Origin of the sequence: Owenweeksia hongkongensis DSM 17368 (assembly GCF_000236705.1) — a bacterium.
Lineage (GTDB): Bacteria > Bacteroidota > Bacteroidia > Flavobacteriales > Schleiferiaceae > Owenweeksia > Owenweeksia hongkongensis.
The window spans coordinates 2,336,058-2,353,196 of the sequence record NC_016599.1; the positions used below are offsets into that span (position 1 = coordinate 2,336,058).

The following is a 17,139-nucleotide window of genomic DNA, read 5'->3' on the forward strand; positions in this document are numbered from 1 at the left end:
AAATGCCCGAAACAGTCAATACACCGCTGGTTAAATTCCTGAAATGGCGTGCCAAGCACATCCCTCAGAAGCGGTTCGTATTGATACTTAGTATTTTTATTGGTTTTTTTACCGGTCTGGTTTCGGTGGCCCTAAAAAACACCACTCACTTTATACAAGATTTACTACAATCCGGTTTTTTCACAAAGTACTACAACCCGTACTACTTTGTGTTTCCGGTTATCGGTATCATCATTACGGTATTGATAAAAAAGCTCATCCGACACAATGTGGGTGAAGGTGTACCAAGCACCCTTTTTGCAATCTCACGAAAGCAAGGTTTTATGCGGAGTTACCGCATGTATGGCTCATTTATCACTAGCATTTTCACAGTAGGCTTTGGGGGATCTGTAGGATTGGAAGGACCGGCTGTAAGCACAGGATCGGCCATAGGCTCTAACTTGGGAAGATTATTTCACCTCAATTTTAAGTCACGCATTTTGATGATAAGCTGCTCCACAGCCGGAGCAATTGCCGCCATCTTTAATGCGCCTATTGCAGCTATCATTTTTACTATCGAAATTTTTAGTCTGGACCTTACGTTCAGTTCTCTGATTCCGTTGCTCATGGCATCAGCCTCAGGTGCGGTTACCTCAATTTTCCTTCAGGGAAATGACTATTTGTTTCATTACAAATACATTGAGCCCTTTAATGTAGCGGATGTGCCCTTTTACTTGCTGCTAGGTGTGCTCACGGCATTTGCCTCAGTATATTTTCATAAAATATACTTTACCGTAGAAACGTATTTCAGCAAATTTAAAAGCACAACAGCCAGAGTGCTAGTGGGAGGTTTACTTTTAGGGTCATTAATATTCCTTATTCCACCGCTGTATGGTGAAGGTTATGAAACTATAAATCATCTCCTTAACGGAAATGTACAAGCTGTAATTGAAGGCAGTATTTTGTATGATTACATAGAAGACAATTGGATCATTTTGTTGGTATTGCTTGGTTTGGTTTTATTCAAAGTGTTTGCCACCAGTTTTACCATGGGTGCAGGAGGTGTTGGAGGTGTTTTTGCCCCGGCACTATTTATTGGTTCTTCACTTGGCTTTGTGTTTAGCAGCTTTGTCAATCGCTTAAACTTTGTAAATATCCCTACCAGTAACTTTACCTTGGTAGGCATGGCGGGGCTTATGGCCGGTGTGCTTCATGCTCCGCTTACGGCAATATTTATGATTGCAGAAATCACTGGAGGATATGAGCTATTTGTCCCACTTATGCTTGTATCGGCTATTTCTTTTTTGGTAACCCGCAGCATCACCCCTCATTCAATATATACCGAGCAGTTGGCACAAAAAGGAGATGTGCTTACGCACGATAAGGATCATGCCATCCTTACTTTATTGAGCCTCGAAAAAATTGTGGAAACCAACTTTAAGCCTGTACATCCAGAAATGCAGCTTGGAGATTTGATAAAAGTAGTAGCCACCAGCCGCAGAAATTTGTTTCCGGTAGTAAATCAAGATCAGCAACTCGTTGGAGTCCTTACTCTGGATGATTTCCGCCATCTCATGTTTAACCAGGCTGTATATACTACTACCACGGTTTCTCAACTTATGAGCCCCCCTCCCGCCCTTATCGAAAAATCGGAGGATATGAATCAAGTGATGAGGAAATTTCAGGAAACTGGGGCTTGGAATTTACCGGTGGTTGATCAAGGAAAATATTTCGGTTTTATATCCAAATCAAAACTCTTCTCAGTATACCGTAGAAAGTTGATCGAGTTCAACTAATTCGGCACATTTTGTATGTGGTGTAATTCACCTGACATTTCCTACAGGTTGAAAATCATTATATTTAGCGGCTTTTTAGAAACTGGGCACACAACCAGACTAAAAAGAGAAACCCTATTTTTTTGAAAGGATAACCCATTTTTATGATTCGATTTCCCCTACTAGCGCTAGCTATGCTACTTGCTATTGCCCCTCTTTCTGCCCAAAATTCTACAGATTGGGTAGAGCAAATGAATGATCCATCTGTAAACTTCTATACTGTTCAGCAAAGCTTTGAACAATACTGGGAGGGTAAGGAGATCGAAAAAGGAAAGGGTTGGAAGCAATTCAAGCGTTGGGAAGCCTTTATGGAACCGCGTGTTTTTCCTGATGGAGAAAGACCATCTGCCGAAATCACAACAGCCGCCTACAATTGGGTTTTTAGCAATAGCGCAGCCTCCGACCTTGGTCAATGGAAACCAGTAGGTCCATTTAATGGCCCTAGCCTAGGCGGAATAGGAAGGGTAAACCGTGTAGTTTTTGACCCTCAAAATTCCAATATAGTTTGGATTGGAACGCCAGCCGGTGGACTTTGGAAAAGCACTGATGGTGGTCAAAACTGGACGACCAACACAGATAAACTGACTAACCTTGGCATTTCCGACATCGCTATTCACCCTACCAATAGCAACATAATGTATATTGCCACTGGCGACCGCGATGCTGGAGACACTTACAGCTATGGTGTTTTAAAATCTATAGATGGTGGCATCACTTGGGTACAAACAGGACTGACTCATAATGTCACACAGCAAACTCGTATTACAGATTTATACATCAATCCTGATAGTCCAAGTATTATTATAGCATCGTCTTACAGCGGGATTTTTAGAAGTACAGATGCAGGAGCAACCTGGACTTCTGTAAAGATTGGCAGCCACAACGAAATAATGCAAATGCCCGGAAACCCTAATGTACTTTTTGTGAGTTCGCTAAACACTGGTTCTTGCCGAATTTTTAAAAGTACCGACAATGGACTCAACTGGACTCAGGCCTCTTCTTCGGTGCTTCCACTAAGCAATGCGCGAAGAATAGAACTAGCTGTAACTCCTGACGATAGTAATTATGTATACGCCCTTTATGGCAATAATTCTAATGGATTTGGAGGAGTATACCGCTCTACAGATGCAGGGACTACTTGGACATTGCAAGCTAGCTCACCCAACCTTTTGGGGTGGAGCACAACTGGAGCAGATGCTGGAGGACAGGCATGGTACGATTTAGCCTTAGCTGTAAATCCTGCGGATAAAGATGAACTTTTTGTAGGTGGGGTAAACATTTGGTCAAGCTCTAATGGCGGAAGCTCCTGGAATTTAGCCTCTCACTGGTATGGTGGAGGTGGCGCACCTTATGTACATGCCGATGTTCATGATTTAGAATACAACCCTACCACAGGAGATTTATACGCAGGCACAGATGGCGGTGTTTACCGCGATACAGAAAACAAGTTTAACTGGGATGCGCTAAATGACGGTATTAATATTACTCAATATTATACCTTTTCCAATTCTCTATCAGATACTACTGGAATAATAGGTGGGGCTCAGGATAACGGAACTCACCTGCGTAGAAATAACGGTTGGGCGGATGTATATGGTGGTGATGGAATGGATTGCGCTATTGACACCAAAGATCCAAATACCATGTATGCCTCCATTTATTATGGCGATTTCTTTAAGTCTACTAATGGTGGATTTTCTTTTAATAGCCCATTCAATCTGCCCCCTGCCGGAAACGGAAACTGGGTAACTCCATTTTCAATGGACCCACTTCATCCTGACACTTTGTATGCAGGTTTTAATAATGTATGGAGGTCATTCAATGGTGGAGTATCCTTTACTTCTTTAAATTCTTCAGGTGTTTCTGGTGGTGGAAATATTGATGTACTGGCAATTGCTCCTCAGCATACTAATGTAGTTTTCATGGCCAATGGTAGTGATGCCTGGAAAAGTATTGACCATGGCACCAACTGGACATACTTAAATTTTGGCGGCTCGCGTTCCGTTACAGGAATTGCAGCTGCGCATGATTCACCAGATCACATTGTGGCTACTAAAAGCGGATATATCAGCACAGATAAAGTTTATGAATCTAAAGATGGTGGAGCAACATTTACCAACATTTCTACAGGCTTGCCAAATGTTCCTGTAAACTGTGTAGTGATAGAAAAAAATGCTGTGCACAGTGTATATATTGGTACCGATTTAGGCGTGTTTTATAAAGATGATACGAACCCGAGTTGGGTTTCTTTCAACTTTAATTTGCCAAACGTGATTGTAAATGAGTTGGAGATCAATTACATCAACAATAAACTACGTGCTGCTACTTATGGCCGCGGAGTTTGGGAATCTCCGGTATATGGCGCTTTGGTGGCTCCAATTGCTCAAGCTGATTTTTCATCAAACGTATGTGTGAATGACACCATAATCCTTACGCACAACTCTCAATATTCTCCTGATCAATTCAGCTGGAACATTACTCCATCCACTTTCATGTATGTGAATGGAACTTCTTCTACATCTGAAAACCCAGAAGTGGTCTTTACACAAAAAGACATTTATAACGTAAGCCTTAGCGTGAGTAATAGCATTGGTGGCGATTCTATTTATTATCAAAATGCAATTGCGGCTGGTGGGTTACCAATTTCCTACTCGGTTGATTTCTCAGATTTAGATGATGTGAAGCATTGGAATTATGACCAAACCGAAATGGGTTGGGAAAATGCATCTTCATCTCAAGGCATGGCTTTCAAAGCAAATCTTTTTGGTAGCACTAGCAACACTGATTATGAACTTATTTCGCCAGCACTCGATTTAAGCGGGCACGACTCTGCTTGGATGGCCTATGATTACGCCTATAGTGGAACTGCTACAAATACTACCGATAGCTTGCTTATTTATGCCTCCACCGGGTGCTCAAACAGCTGGACATTAGTATCTGCCCGAGGTGAAGATGGTACCGGAAATTTTCAAACAACAGCAGGTATTTCCACCAAATTCAACCCTGCTGCCAATGAATGGTGCCATTCCGCTACAGCGGCCAATTGCATTACCGTAAATCTTTCTGCTTTTGCAGGGCAAGAAGGTGTGAGAGTGAAGTTTGTAGCAGTAAATAATGGTGGCAATGACATCTATCTGGATAATGTGGTGATTGAGGGAAGTCCAACTTTGGCTCCAAGTCCAGACTTCAGTTCGGTGCAATCTACATGCGCTTTAGACACCGTACCATTTAATGATCAAACTTATGGATCAGCCAACACTTGGGAGTGGACATTTACCGGGCCTACCACTTTTACGTCAAGCGATCAAAATCCAAAAATCAGATTCACTCAGGCTGGAACTTACTCGGTAAAACTAAAAACCACTAATTCCATTGGGAGTGATTCTATTACCAAAATAAGTTATATCAGTGTTTTGGCTGCTGACTCAGTTTCGATCTCACTTGACTACACTGGTACTTTTATATGTACTAATGATACCTTGAATCTTACAGCCACTGTAACTAATTCGGGCTCTAACCCTGAGTATACCTGGTACTTGAACAATGTGAATATTGGTAAAACCAACTCGCCAGTCAATAACTTTTCACAACTTCTACCTGGAGATGAAATTTACGCTACAGTGCTTTCAGATGCTACTTGTGCATTTCCAGCCATGGCTTACTCAGATACCATTGTTATAAATGTATATGCCCCAGTCAGCCTAAATATTACCTCGGTAAACTCTGTGTGTAAAACCAATCCTCCGCTACCTCTTACGGCTACTCCAGCTGGAGGTCAATTTTCAGGGCCAGGAGTATCAGGCAGCAACTTTGACCCTGCCGTGGCCGGAGCAGGCCAGCACACCATTACCTATACTTATCAAGATGCAAACGGATGCAATTATACTAGCAGTACTATGGCTCAGGTTTTTGAGTTACCTACAGTAAGCATTACTAATAATACATTTTGCGAAAGCGATGGCGCAAGCCCATTGAACATTGCAGTGCCTGCGGGCGGTACTTATTCCGGAAATGGTATTTATAACAACAATCTTTTCCCTGATTCTCTGGGCGCTGGACTGCATCCCATTACCTACACCTACAATTCTGGATCTTGTGGTGTAGTTACCAAAACTTTTGATGTGAATATTTTACCAAACCCCACACCAAACATTGTAGTGCAGCCCGGATATTTGGAGTGTGACATTACCGCCACCAGCTACCAATGGTACACTGGTAACGGCACCTGGATTTCGGGAGCAAATGCAAAAACCTACACACCAACTTCTAATGGAAGCTACCGTGTGGATGTGCTTGATGCAAATGGCTGCTATGGCCAAAGTGCTTACACGTCATTTTCTATAGGTCTTGAGGAATTGCCAGTAGGCTTCGAGTTTGGATTGTATCCAAACCCTGCTAATGATGTGGTAAACCTAAAAATGGATTATGATGAATCTGTTGCGGTTTCGCTTAATGTAAGTGACCTTACAGGAAAAGTAATCCGCCAGCAAAATATTCATTTTGAGGGTAGTACCATCCAACAGATTGACCTTAGCAACTTAGCACAAGGCGTATATGTATTTCGCCTGGAAGGCACCAAAATATCTGTAAGCAAAAAGGTAGTTGTAAAACATTAATAAAAACCAAGCGGCTGTGCTCCATATAGTGAACTGCCCCTATTCTTAAGTAATATCATGTTTGTACGCATTCTTTTTTTGGCACTTATTTTTACCCAGTGCACCACATCAACGAAAACCACTACTAACCAGCCAGCCGAGGATTCGGCAAGCTATATGCGTTATATACCTGGAGCGGGTGGAGGCAAGGGCATTCTTTTTACCGTTCCATTAAAAAACCCATCCAAAACCCTCCTTATTAATCGATTTTTGATAAACGGTATCGAAGTACCTGCTAAGATTGAGGACAACCTGATAATAGCTTCGGTATTTTATGCTGACAGAGAACCGACAGTGGAAAATCCAAACCCTGAGCCGATGGATCCCGTACTTTTTAATGAAAATACATTTGAAGCAGTAATTTATTACTCAAATGATGGAGTAAACGACTCCTTACGTGTAACCAATTTTACAGAAGAAAAACAACCTCTCTACCCTTAATTTTGAACCTATTATTTTTATGAAGAAGCTATTATTATCGCTAGGATTAGCTGTGTTGTTATTCGCACTTGTAGTACCGTTTACAAAAAAAGATAAGCACGAAAAATATGCTGAGTTTATTAATAACCATGAATACTCCACCCGTGAGCACCTTACTCCCGAGCAAATAAAAGCTATTCCTAAAGAGGATCGGCCTGACTTAGCCATGGAGCAAAACTTCCTTCTTACTCTAGACCCTGCGCTAGGCCATCCAGCTCCTGAACGCTTGCTGAGTGTGTATCAACAGGTAAGTAATGCAAGAAACAATCCTATTCCCGGTACTCCTGGAGCCTCTACCAACCCTTGGATAGAGCGCGGCCCTAGCAATGTAGGTGGCCGTACACGTGCCATAATGTTTGATCCAAATGATGTTACTCACAAAAAAGTGTGGGTAGGAAGTGTAACCGGTGGACTTTGGTATAACAACGATATTACCAACTTTAACTCTAATTGGATTGCTGTAAATGACTTTTGGGATAACATTGCCATTACCGCCATTGCTGCCGACCCTACCAATAGCAGCACATTTTATGTAGCCACTGGTGAGGGCTGGGGAACTGGTTCAAGCCGGGGAGCAGGAGTTTGGAAAACTACAGATGCTGGTAATACCTGGACACATTTACCTTCTACCAGTAGCTTTTACTACATCAATGATTTGGTGGTAAGAGAAGAAAATGGCAACGGAACAATTTACGCTGCGGTACAGGGAATGTCCTATAATAGTCAATTTCATGGAATTGCGGATGAAGGATTACAACGATCTATTGATGGTGGCCAAACTTTTACTCAGGTTCTCCCCAACGTAGGCTCTGGACCGTACGCTCCAGCTGATATTGAAATAGCTGCAAATAACAGTATTTGGGTTGGTACCACAAATAGTTTTAGATCGGTTATTCCTCAAGGTGGCGGTAAAGTTTTTTACAGCAACAACGGTACTTCATGGGCTGTTAGCTATAGTCAAAGTGGTGGTGAACGTGTAGAGCTAGCTTGTGCACCAAGTGACTCCAATTATGTGTATGCCTTAATTGAATCTTCCAACCAAGTAGAGGCTATTGTAAAAACCACAGATTATGGAACCAACTGGACCAATGTTTCAGAACCTGATGACGCTGATCGCGGCATAGACTCTGACGACTTTTCACGCGGGCAAGCTTGGTATGACCTCACTTTGGCAGTTGACCCTAATGATCCAGATGTGGTGTTTACAGGTGCTATAGACTTGTTTAAAACCACTAACGGAGGAAACAACTGGGATCAAATTTCGCATTGGTATGGAGGGTTCGGTTACCCTGATGTGCATGCAGACCAGCATGTAATTGTTTTTAAGCCTGGCTCTTCCTCAGAGGTTCTTTTTGGAAATGATGGCGGCTTATATAGGTCTACAAATGCACAAAGCTTTAGTCCTTCATTTACAAACCTCAATAGAGGATATAATGTCACCCAGTTTTATGCTGGCGCCATACACCCCTCGTCAGGCACAAATTACTTTTTGGCCGGTGCCCAAGACAACGGTTCCCAGCAATTTACCAGTGCGGGTATAAACAGCACCAACGAAGTGACAGGAGGAGATGGAGGATACTGTTTTATTGACCAGACTAATCCACAAATACAAGTTACATCCTATGTGTACAACAGCTACTGGAGGTCTACTGATGGCGGGGCTTCATTCTCCTCACGTATTCAGAATGAAACCACAGGAAGTTTTATCAACCCCACAGATTATGATGACAACCTACATATACTTTACTCCAATCTATCAGGAGCCTCTATAAACAGGATTTTAGATATGGACGGAAACCCTGATATAAGTCCATTTAGAGCATTTATCGGGAGTCCAGCCACACACCTTAGGGTTTCACCTTATACCACTACTTCTACAACCCTATTTGTAGGGACTACCGCTGGGCGCGTTTATAAAATCACCAATGCTGATGGTTCTTCTCCTACTCTCACCAACATTACTACAAGTGATCTTCCTATAGGTAGTGTCAGCTGCATAGAAATAGGCAGTAGCGAAAATGAGCTTTTGGTAACGTATAGCAACTATGGCGTAAATAGTGTGTGGTATACTAATGACGGTGGAGCCAATTGGACAAGCAAGGAAGGTGACCTACCTGATATGCCCGTAAGATGGTCTCTCTTTAACCCCAATAACCGGAACGAAGTCTTGCTGGCTACAGAAGTGGGTGTATGGAGGTGCAGCAATATCAATTCTCCAAACCCAAGTTGGACACCTTCTACATCTGGACTAGCTAATGTGCGAACATCTATGCTGCAAATGCGTGACTCGGATAATGAAGTAATTGCTGCAACTTACGGACGTGGTCTATTTAGTAGTAGCGCTTTTTCTTCCATTTCTTCGCCTGATGCTGATTTCACACCCTCGTCAAATCCAGTTTGCGGCAACTCTCCTATTACCCTGAGTGATCACTCCTCCTCTGCCCCTACAAGCTGGCAGTGGACAATAACCCCCAATACGTACAGTTTTGTTAATGGAACATCTGCTTCATCTACCAATCCACAAGTGTTATTTAATACCTCTGGGAACTATAAGGTGAAACTGGTAGTAACTAATACTATGGGGTCGGATAGCTCTATCCAAAACATCACCGCAGGTGTATATTCTCCACCTGTTATCACAGCACTAGACGATCAATTATTCTGTAGCAGTAGAGGAGCAGGCTTAACTTATCAATGGTACGAGAACGGGGTTCTTATTCCAAATGCAAACTGGTATGTTATTAACATCACCAACAATGCAGTATACACCGTTACCGTTTCCAGTAGCAGTTGTAGTGAAACCTCACCTCCTTTTGACCTTCAAAATATTGGTTTGAACGACCTTGCCACTGAAGCTGGAATCAAAATTTACCCTAACCCTCTAACTGATAAGTTGAATGTACAGCTTCCTAACCCTTCTGGCGAAAACGGTAGTATTAGGATTTTTAACATGCAAGGAAAGGTTGTTTTTCAAAAAAATACAGAAGCAAGTAAAATCGTAGAGGAAACCATTTCTCTGGGTCATTTACCGAAAGGTCAATATTTGATAAAAATCAATATTGGAAATCAGAGTTATAGCAAAAGTATAAGCAAGGCTTAGAACCTAAAAAAATTTCCAAAAAAGGTGAAATTGCAAATCGCGATTTCGCCTTTTTTCATATTCGGGAAATTGCACCGTTCTCATTATAGGCTTATTCCTGTATTTGGTTTTCATATATAGATTTTGACTATAGAGGTGCTAACTTGCAGCTACCTTAATCTAATCTCCAATCTGCTATGAAAAAGTTTATCCTATTTACATTTATAGCCACCGGCCTATTGTTTGCCTGGCTACAACCTAGATCAACCGAAAAAGACAAATATCGTCACCTCATAAACTCCCACGAGTTTAGTACCAGGACACACCTTAATCCTACCCAAATAAAACAAATCACAAAAAAGGATCGTCCCGATTTGGCTTGGGAGCAAAACTATCTGGCCACTATGGATCCTGCTTTAGGTCATCCCACTCCAGAAAAGTTGATTCCGGTATATGAGCAAATTTCTCAGGCTCAAAACAGCCTTACCACCACACCCGGGGCAGCAGCCACACCATGGGTAGAAAGAGGACCTTCCAATGTTTCTGGAAGAACACGTGCCCTGGTGTATGACCCTAATGATATTACCAACAAGAAAGTATGGGCAGGTGGTGTAACAGGTGGATTATGGTACAACAATGATATTACCAGCAACACTTCACAATGGACCGCAGTCAATGATTTTTGGGATAATATTGCTATTACCTCCATAGTTTTTGACCCTACCAATACTCAAATAATGTATGTAGGCACTGGCGAAGGCTGGGGTGCTGGCGCAAGCCGTGGTGCTGGTATTTGGAAATCTACCAATGGTGGTACAACTTGGAGTCACCTGAGTTCCACCTCGTCTTTTTATTATATCAATGATATGGTGGTACGCAATGAAAGCGGCAGCGGTGTATTGTACGTAGCTATGAGGGGCAACTATTACGGGCAAACCTGGCATGGCTTAGGTGTTCAAGGCTTGCAACGCTCTACCAATGGAGGCACAAGTTTTACACAAGTATTGCCAAATATTCCAGGGCAATCACAGCCTTTTGTGGCAGCCGATATTGAGCTTGGCGCTAACAATAAATTATGGGTGGGTACCACCACTTCTGCCTATAGCCTTAGCGATAGAGGTGGCGGGCGCATACTTACCAGCACCAATGGCACCACTTGGACCATTGCCTATACAAGTGCAGGTGGCGAACGAGTGGAAGTGGTCTGCGCCCCTAGCGATGCTAACTATGCTTATGCTCTAATAGAATCAAGCAATGTGGTGGATGATATGGTGCAAACTACCAATGGAGGAACTTCCTGGACCAGCCGCAACGAGCCTAGTGATGTAGATAATGGGATACCCGCTTCGGATTTTTCCCGTGGCCAAGCTTGGTATGACCTTATTGCTGCGGTAGACCCTAACAACCGAAACACACTGATAGTAGGTGGTATTGACCTTTTCAGATCTACAGACGGGGCCAATAGCTGGAGTCAAATTTCAAAATGGAGTAACAATAATAATCTAGCAGCCTTAAACTGTTCCAATGTACACGCTGATCAACACGCCATAGTTTTTAAGCCAGGCTCAAGCAGCGAAGTGCTTTTTGGAAATGATGGAGGCGTGTATTACTCCAATAGCATTGCCACTGCGGCCACTTCCAATGTAATTCATCGTAGAGACAATGGCTACAACGTAACCCAATTTTACGCTTGTGCAATCCATCCTACAGCGGGTAGTAATTACTTTTTGGCTGGAGCTCAAGATAATGGTAGCCATAAATATGGAGCTGCCGGAATGAATGCCACCACCGAAGTAACCGGGGGAGACGGAGCGTACTGCTTTATAGATCAGACGAACCCCAATTATCAAGTTACATCGTACGTATATAATAGCTACTGGAGGTCTACCAATGGTGGAAGCAGTTTTGGCCCAAGCTTTTTCCAAAATGATCAAAACACAGGTAAGTTTATTAACCCTGCTGATTATGATGACAATCAAGATGTGCTCTACTCTTCGCGTACCATAAATACTATAAATAGGGTTACGAATATTACCAGCTCCCCATCCATTGGTAGCCTTACCGTAAGCGGGATGAACAGCATGGCCTCGCATCTTCGCGTATCGCCATACACTACCTCGTCTACTACTTTATTTGTAGGTACCGAAGCTGGTGATCTTTATAAAATAACTAATGCCGATGGCGGTTCGCCTTCCACATCAAGTATAGGTGGAGGCCTGCCTGCGGGCAATATTTCTTGTGTAGAAATCGGTGCTAACGAAAATGAACTTTTGGTAACCTATACCAATTATGGAATTACCTCCGTGTGGTACACCAGCAATGGTGGAACTACATGGGCCAGTAAAGAAGGTAACCTTCCCGACATGCCGGTGCGCTGGGCTTTATTTAATCCTAATGATAGAACAGAGGTACTACTGGCCACAGAAGTTGGGGTATGGAGCACCAGTAATTTCAGTGCTTCATCACCTACATGGGTAGCAAGCAATAGCGGTCTGGCCAATGTGCGTGTAGATATGCTTCAAATGCGTGATAGTGACAATGAAGTAATTGCCGCAACACACGGCCGTGGTTTGTTTTCCTCATCAGGCTTTGCTGCCACTCAAGCACCTGTAGCTGACTTTGGAATAAGCACAAGTACACCTTGCACGGGGCAAACCGTAACTCTTAGCGACAGCAGCACCGGAAATCCTACAAGTTGGGCATGGACCATCACACCTTCCACTTTTAGCTATGGAACAGGCAGCTCGGCCAGCAGCCAAAACCCGGAAGTAACTTTTAATACAGCTGGAACCTACAGTATAAAACTTGTAGTGAGTAATGCCAATGGTATAGACAGTTTAGAAATCGCACAAGCCGTACAAGTAGGTGGCCAAGGTTTACCTTTTAGCGAAGACTTTGAAGGTTCAGCCCCAGGGTGGGCCGTAGATAACCCTGACAATGGAATTACTTGGGGATTATATACGGTTGCAGGAAGCACACCTGGCACCAAGGCAGCAGGTGTCGATAATTTCTCTTACAACTCCGCGGGGCAAAAGGACGGATTGCTTTCGCCAGCTATTAACCTAAATGGGGTAAGCCAAGCCACACTAACTTTTGACTATGCGTATCGTAGATATAGCAATACTTACTCTGACAGCCTGGCCGTATATATTAGCACTGATTGCGGAGTTACATTTACCCAACTTGCCCTTTACGGGGATGATGGTACCGGTAGCTTTGCCACAGGTATCCCAACCACATCTGGATTTACTCCTACCTCAGCAGCAGATTGGTGTGGAGCCATAGGAAACCCGACCTGCCCTTCTATTGACATCAGTTCTTACACCGGAAATGACAACGTAGTTATCAAGTTTGAAAACATTACCGACTACGGAAACAACATGTACATTGATAATGTAAACATCACAGGTTCTGCTGGTGTAGCCCCTGTTGCTGATTTTAGCGCAAGCAAAACCAACGGCTGCGTATCAGATACTGTAGTATTTACCGACCTATCTACCAACGCACCCACTAGTTGGGCATGGACCTTCTCACCTTCTACCGTTACTTACGTAAATGGTACTTCCGCTTCTTCTCAAAACCCGGAAGTAATTTTTAACGGAAGTGGAAACTACCAGGTAAGCCTTAATTCGAGTAATACTGTAGGTAATGATAGTGAAGTGAAGGCAGCTTATGTTTCTATTGCCAACATAGTTGTACCTACTGCCAGTATTTCGGCAAGCGACACGAGCATTTGTACTGGTACCATGGTAACTTTTACAGCCACAGCTAATAATGGAGGATCATCACCAACCTATCAATGGAAAGTAAATGGTGTAAATGCAGGTACAAATAGCAGCACCTTTAGCTTATCCACATTGGCACATGGGGATGTAGTAAGCTTTGACATGACCAGCAATGCAGCTTGTGCTAACCCTATTTCTGTTACAAGCTCATCATCCATTACCATGATAGTAGATAGTATAAAAACTCCATCTGTCAGTATTTCTGCATCAGCCACATCAATATGTGTGGGCACTAATGTAACCTTTACTGCAAGCCCTGTAAACGGAGGAAGCACACCTTCTTACCAATGGAAAATAAATGGCAGCAATGTAACTGGAGCAGGTGCAATTTTTAGCTCTTCCACATTGTCCAATGGAGATGCAGTAAGCGTAGAACTTAGCTCAAGCGAAAATTGTGTTACCGCCAGCACTGTAAGCTCAAACACCATAAACATGAGCGTAAGCAGTGCTGTGGCACCATCTGTAAGCATTAGTAGTAATGATACCATCGTGTGCCAAGGCAGCAGTTCTATCTTTAGCGCTGCAGCGCTAAATGCTGGTGCAAGCCCCACTTATCAGTGGAAAGTAAATGGTATAAATGCTGGTACAAACAGCCCTACTTTTATCAGGACCCTAAATAACAATGATGCGGTTTCAGTAGAAATTACATCTTCATTGGCTTGTGCTTCTCCCACCACGGCAGTTTCTGCAAGCAAAACGGTTCAAGTGCTGCAAGACCCTGTGATCACCAATACTACTACTTTACCTGTAGGTCCATTGTGTAAAGAAGATACTTTACAACTTACCGCCACGGTAAACAGTTTCGGAAACCCAGGGATAGGCCACTGGAATGGACCAGGTGTAGCCAATGGGAAGTTTATTGCTGAAAATGTAGCCACAGGCAGCCATACTTTAACCTATGGATATTCATATATAAACTCACCTTCTTGTTCTGAATCTATCACCTTAACGGTAAATGTGGAAAACGTGCCAAAGCCTACTATATCAAATAATAATATGGTGCTTACATGCAATGAAGCAGGCTACAATTATCAGTGGATTTTGAATGGAAATGCTATTCCTGGAGCTACAGCACAAACGCACACCGCTACAGGAAATGGAACCTACAGTGTCCAGATTGGTCTTACAGGTTGCTCTGATCAATCAGACCCAACGGTGATAAACGACTTTGGAATGGATGACCTCAAAGCAGCTCTTGCATTTAAATTATTCCCCAACCCGGCAAAAGATGAAAGTACCTTTGAGCTTAGAAACCCCGGCACCGATAAACTCACTTATGAGCTAATTGCCTTTAATGGTGCTGTGGTTTTGAGAAAGGAGATTTCTGCCGGTGCTTTGGTAAAGGAGAAAATAAACCTAAGCCATCTAGCCGCTGGATTTTATACCCTTCAAATAAAAGCTGGTGAGCACAAAATCATTGAAAAGCTAGGAAAACAGTAAAATCATTATGTTTAGTACTGAGAGTACCTTATAAAAGCTTTAAACCAAAAAAGCGAGGGGCGTGTGCCCTCGCTTTCTCTTTTTATCAAACTATCTCTGAATTTATATTGTAACCACAATTAACCTATCCACCATTTTACCAATCAACTCGTTTACAAATCACCTCAACACCTGCACCCAGCCGCTTTCATTTATTTCTTTGCCAGATGTCTCATAAATCAAAACATAGGTATACACCCCGGCAGGAAGAGCCTTTCCACTTTTGGTAGTGCCGCGCCAATTGTTCTGGTAAGGGCGTGCTTCATACACCACTTCGCCCCAGCGGCTAATGATTTGTAGTGAAGCATCGGGCGGTAGGTTCCCTATTTCAAACATATCATTTAGTCCATCACCATCAGGGCTAAAGCTATTGGGTATGTACACCTCTAGCGCTTCACAGTCTTCTTCAGTTATGGTAGTTACAAATTGTAAAGTATCACAAAGCGTATGCACCGTGAGTGTAGCTTCTCCACCTTGGTAATACGTGGACGAATGGCTAGAACCACCGTTGCTCCAACTATACGCTACACTACTATCTTCATGGGCTATTAGTTCTACCGGTTCATTGGTGCAAAGCACTGTATCTGTAGGCAGGCTGGTACTGTATTTTCCATAATAGCTCACCAGTAGGGTATCGTTCACTGTATCACATGGCGTAAAGCTTTGCAACCAGTACTTCCCTTCCTGGTTAAGGTTTGTGCTATTAGAAGTACTACCTGTGCTCCAAACATGGCTTACGCTCGATTGAGTATTTGCACTAAGCACAGCACTTTGCCCATCACATATTTGTAGCTCAGCGGGCAGGCCGCTTTGGTAAGTTGGATAATAATCTACCTCAATGGTATCATATCGAGCATATTTTCCATTGTATTGCACCTCTACCCAGTAGGTACCGGGGTTACCTATGGTTATACTGCTATCGGAACTGCCCGTGCTCCACAAAAAACTTTTGGAATGTACAGGAAGGGCAAAACCCGTATCGTGCACAGCGTGAAGCAGTAGACTATCACCCGCACACAGCAAGGTATCATTGGGCAGGCTTACGCTAAAAGTGATATCATCCCAGGGGATGACGGTAACTGCGTCTATGAAATATTGAACGGGTTGTTCCTCAGTGCTCACCGTCCAATAAGCCAACGGGTTATCCCATCTGGTGCAACTGTCAAGAGGAGTGAAGTTTCCAACAGTAAGGAACTTTTCGCCTCCCATGGCTACATAAGTACCGCTAACCTTGGTCCAAGTAGTATCCCTCAAAATGGAGTCCGCTTCCACATGGGGTTTCATCCCGGGCAACAAATAATCATACAGCCGAAAAGTGTCAGTCGAAAAATGTACGCCTATGTTTTGAACATATTCAGTACTCCAACGCCAGGCTGCGGTATAAAACTCTACCATAAGGCTGTCGCCCTTCACCAGGGATTGATTAAGCATAACTTCTCCAAAAGATCTTCCGACCCATTTCACACGATTTGGAAAATTAGGGTGGCTGCCGAAAGTCCATACATCTAAACCAAATATTGAAATATAACCGCTATCCGCCTTTGGCATTGGCCAGTACATTTGTTGTATGTTCTGCCCAGGTCTAGTAGCTTTGAAGGTACTATCTATGCACAGATCATGAAATCCATAACCACCCACACCTGATGCCGTATCAGGGCGAGGCGGGTCAAACCAGTCATGAAAAAGAAAGCGTGAACCATCTATACTATCACATACTGCCACATCTCCAAAATTAGGATTTGGCACCAGATTTTGCGCAACAACTTGTACACAGGTAAATAATAGTATGATGAATGTAATTTGTTTCACAGTTATACAAAGCGGGTTTACCTGCCGTTGCATTTCGT

Annotated in this window: 6 protein-coding genes; 5 read left to right on the forward strand and 1 reads right to left on the reverse strand. The window is 43.1% G+C overall.

Features of this window, described 5'->3' with window-relative positions; all coding sequences use genetic code 11:
* Positions 1–2: 2 nt before the first annotated feature.
* The 5 genes from OWEHO_RS10385 to OWEHO_RS17910 all read left to right on the forward strand — a co-directional run bounded on the left by OWEHO_RS10385 (position 3) and on the right by OWEHO_RS17910 (position 15,253).
* Positions 3–1,775, forward strand: coding sequence for a chloride channel protein (locus OWEHO_RS10385; protein WP_014202428.1), 1,773 nt, complete (start codon positions 3–5; stop codon positions 1,773–1,775).
* Positions 1,776–1,918: 143 nt separating this feature from the next.
* Entirely contained in the window at positions 1,919–6,430 is a 4,512-nt protein-coding gene (locus OWEHO_RS10390; RefSeq protein WP_014202429.1) for a T9SS type A sorting domain-containing protein, read from the forward strand.
* 57 nt (positions 6,431–6,487) lie between these two features.
* The gene (locus OWEHO_RS10395) at positions 6,488–6,910 is read left to right on the forward strand and encodes a hypothetical protein (protein ID WP_014202430.1); all 423 of its coding nucleotides are present in this window, start codon (positions 6,488–6,490) and stop codon (positions 6,908–6,910) included.
* Between the two features lie 19 nt (positions 6,911–6,929).
* Complete coding sequence (locus OWEHO_RS10400; RefSeq protein WP_014202431.1) at positions 6,930–10,049, forward strand: T9SS type A sorting domain-containing protein; 3,120 nt, start codon at positions 6,930–6,932, stop codon at positions 10,047–10,049.
* A gap of 176 nt (positions 10,050–10,225) precedes the next feature.
* The gene (locus OWEHO_RS17910) at positions 10,226–15,253 is read left to right on the forward strand and encodes a PKD domain-containing protein (protein WP_014202432.1); all 5,028 of its coding nucleotides are present in this window, start codon (positions 10,226–10,228) and stop codon (positions 15,251–15,253) included.
* Between the two features lie 159 nt (positions 15,254–15,412).
* Here the strand turns inward: OWEHO_RS17910 and OWEHO_RS10410 are convergent, their stop codons facing one another.
* Positions 15,413–17,101 (reverse strand): gliding motility-associated C-terminal domain-containing protein, encoded by a 1,689-nt coding sequence (locus tag OWEHO_RS10410; RefSeq protein ID WP_169312781.1) that lies wholly within the window; start codon positions 17,099–17,101, stop codon positions 15,413–15,415.
* Positions 17,102–17,139: the final 38 nt, after the last annotated feature.

What these genes read in the sequence shown, in the direction of transcription:
- OWEHO_RS10385 (WP_014202428.1), top strand. Translation starts at nt 3, where the DNA reads ATGCCCGAAACAGTCAATACACCGCTGGTTAAATTCCTGAAATGGCGT.
- OWEHO_RS10390 (WP_014202429.1), top strand. Translation starts at nt 1,919, where the DNA reads ATGATTCGATTTCCCCTACTAGCGCTAGCTATGCTACTTGCTATTGCC.
- OWEHO_RS10395 (WP_014202430.1), top strand. Translation starts at nt 6,488, where the DNA reads ATGTTTGTACGCATTCTTTTTTTGGCACTTATTTTTACCCAGTGCACC.
- OWEHO_RS10400 (WP_014202431.1), top strand. Translation starts at nt 6,930, where the DNA reads ATGAAGAAGCTATTATTATCGCTAGGATTAGCTGTGTTGTTATTCGCA.
- OWEHO_RS17910 (WP_014202432.1), top strand. Translation starts at nt 10,226, where the DNA reads ATGAAAAAGTTTATCCTATTTACATTTATAGCCACCGGCCTATTGTTT.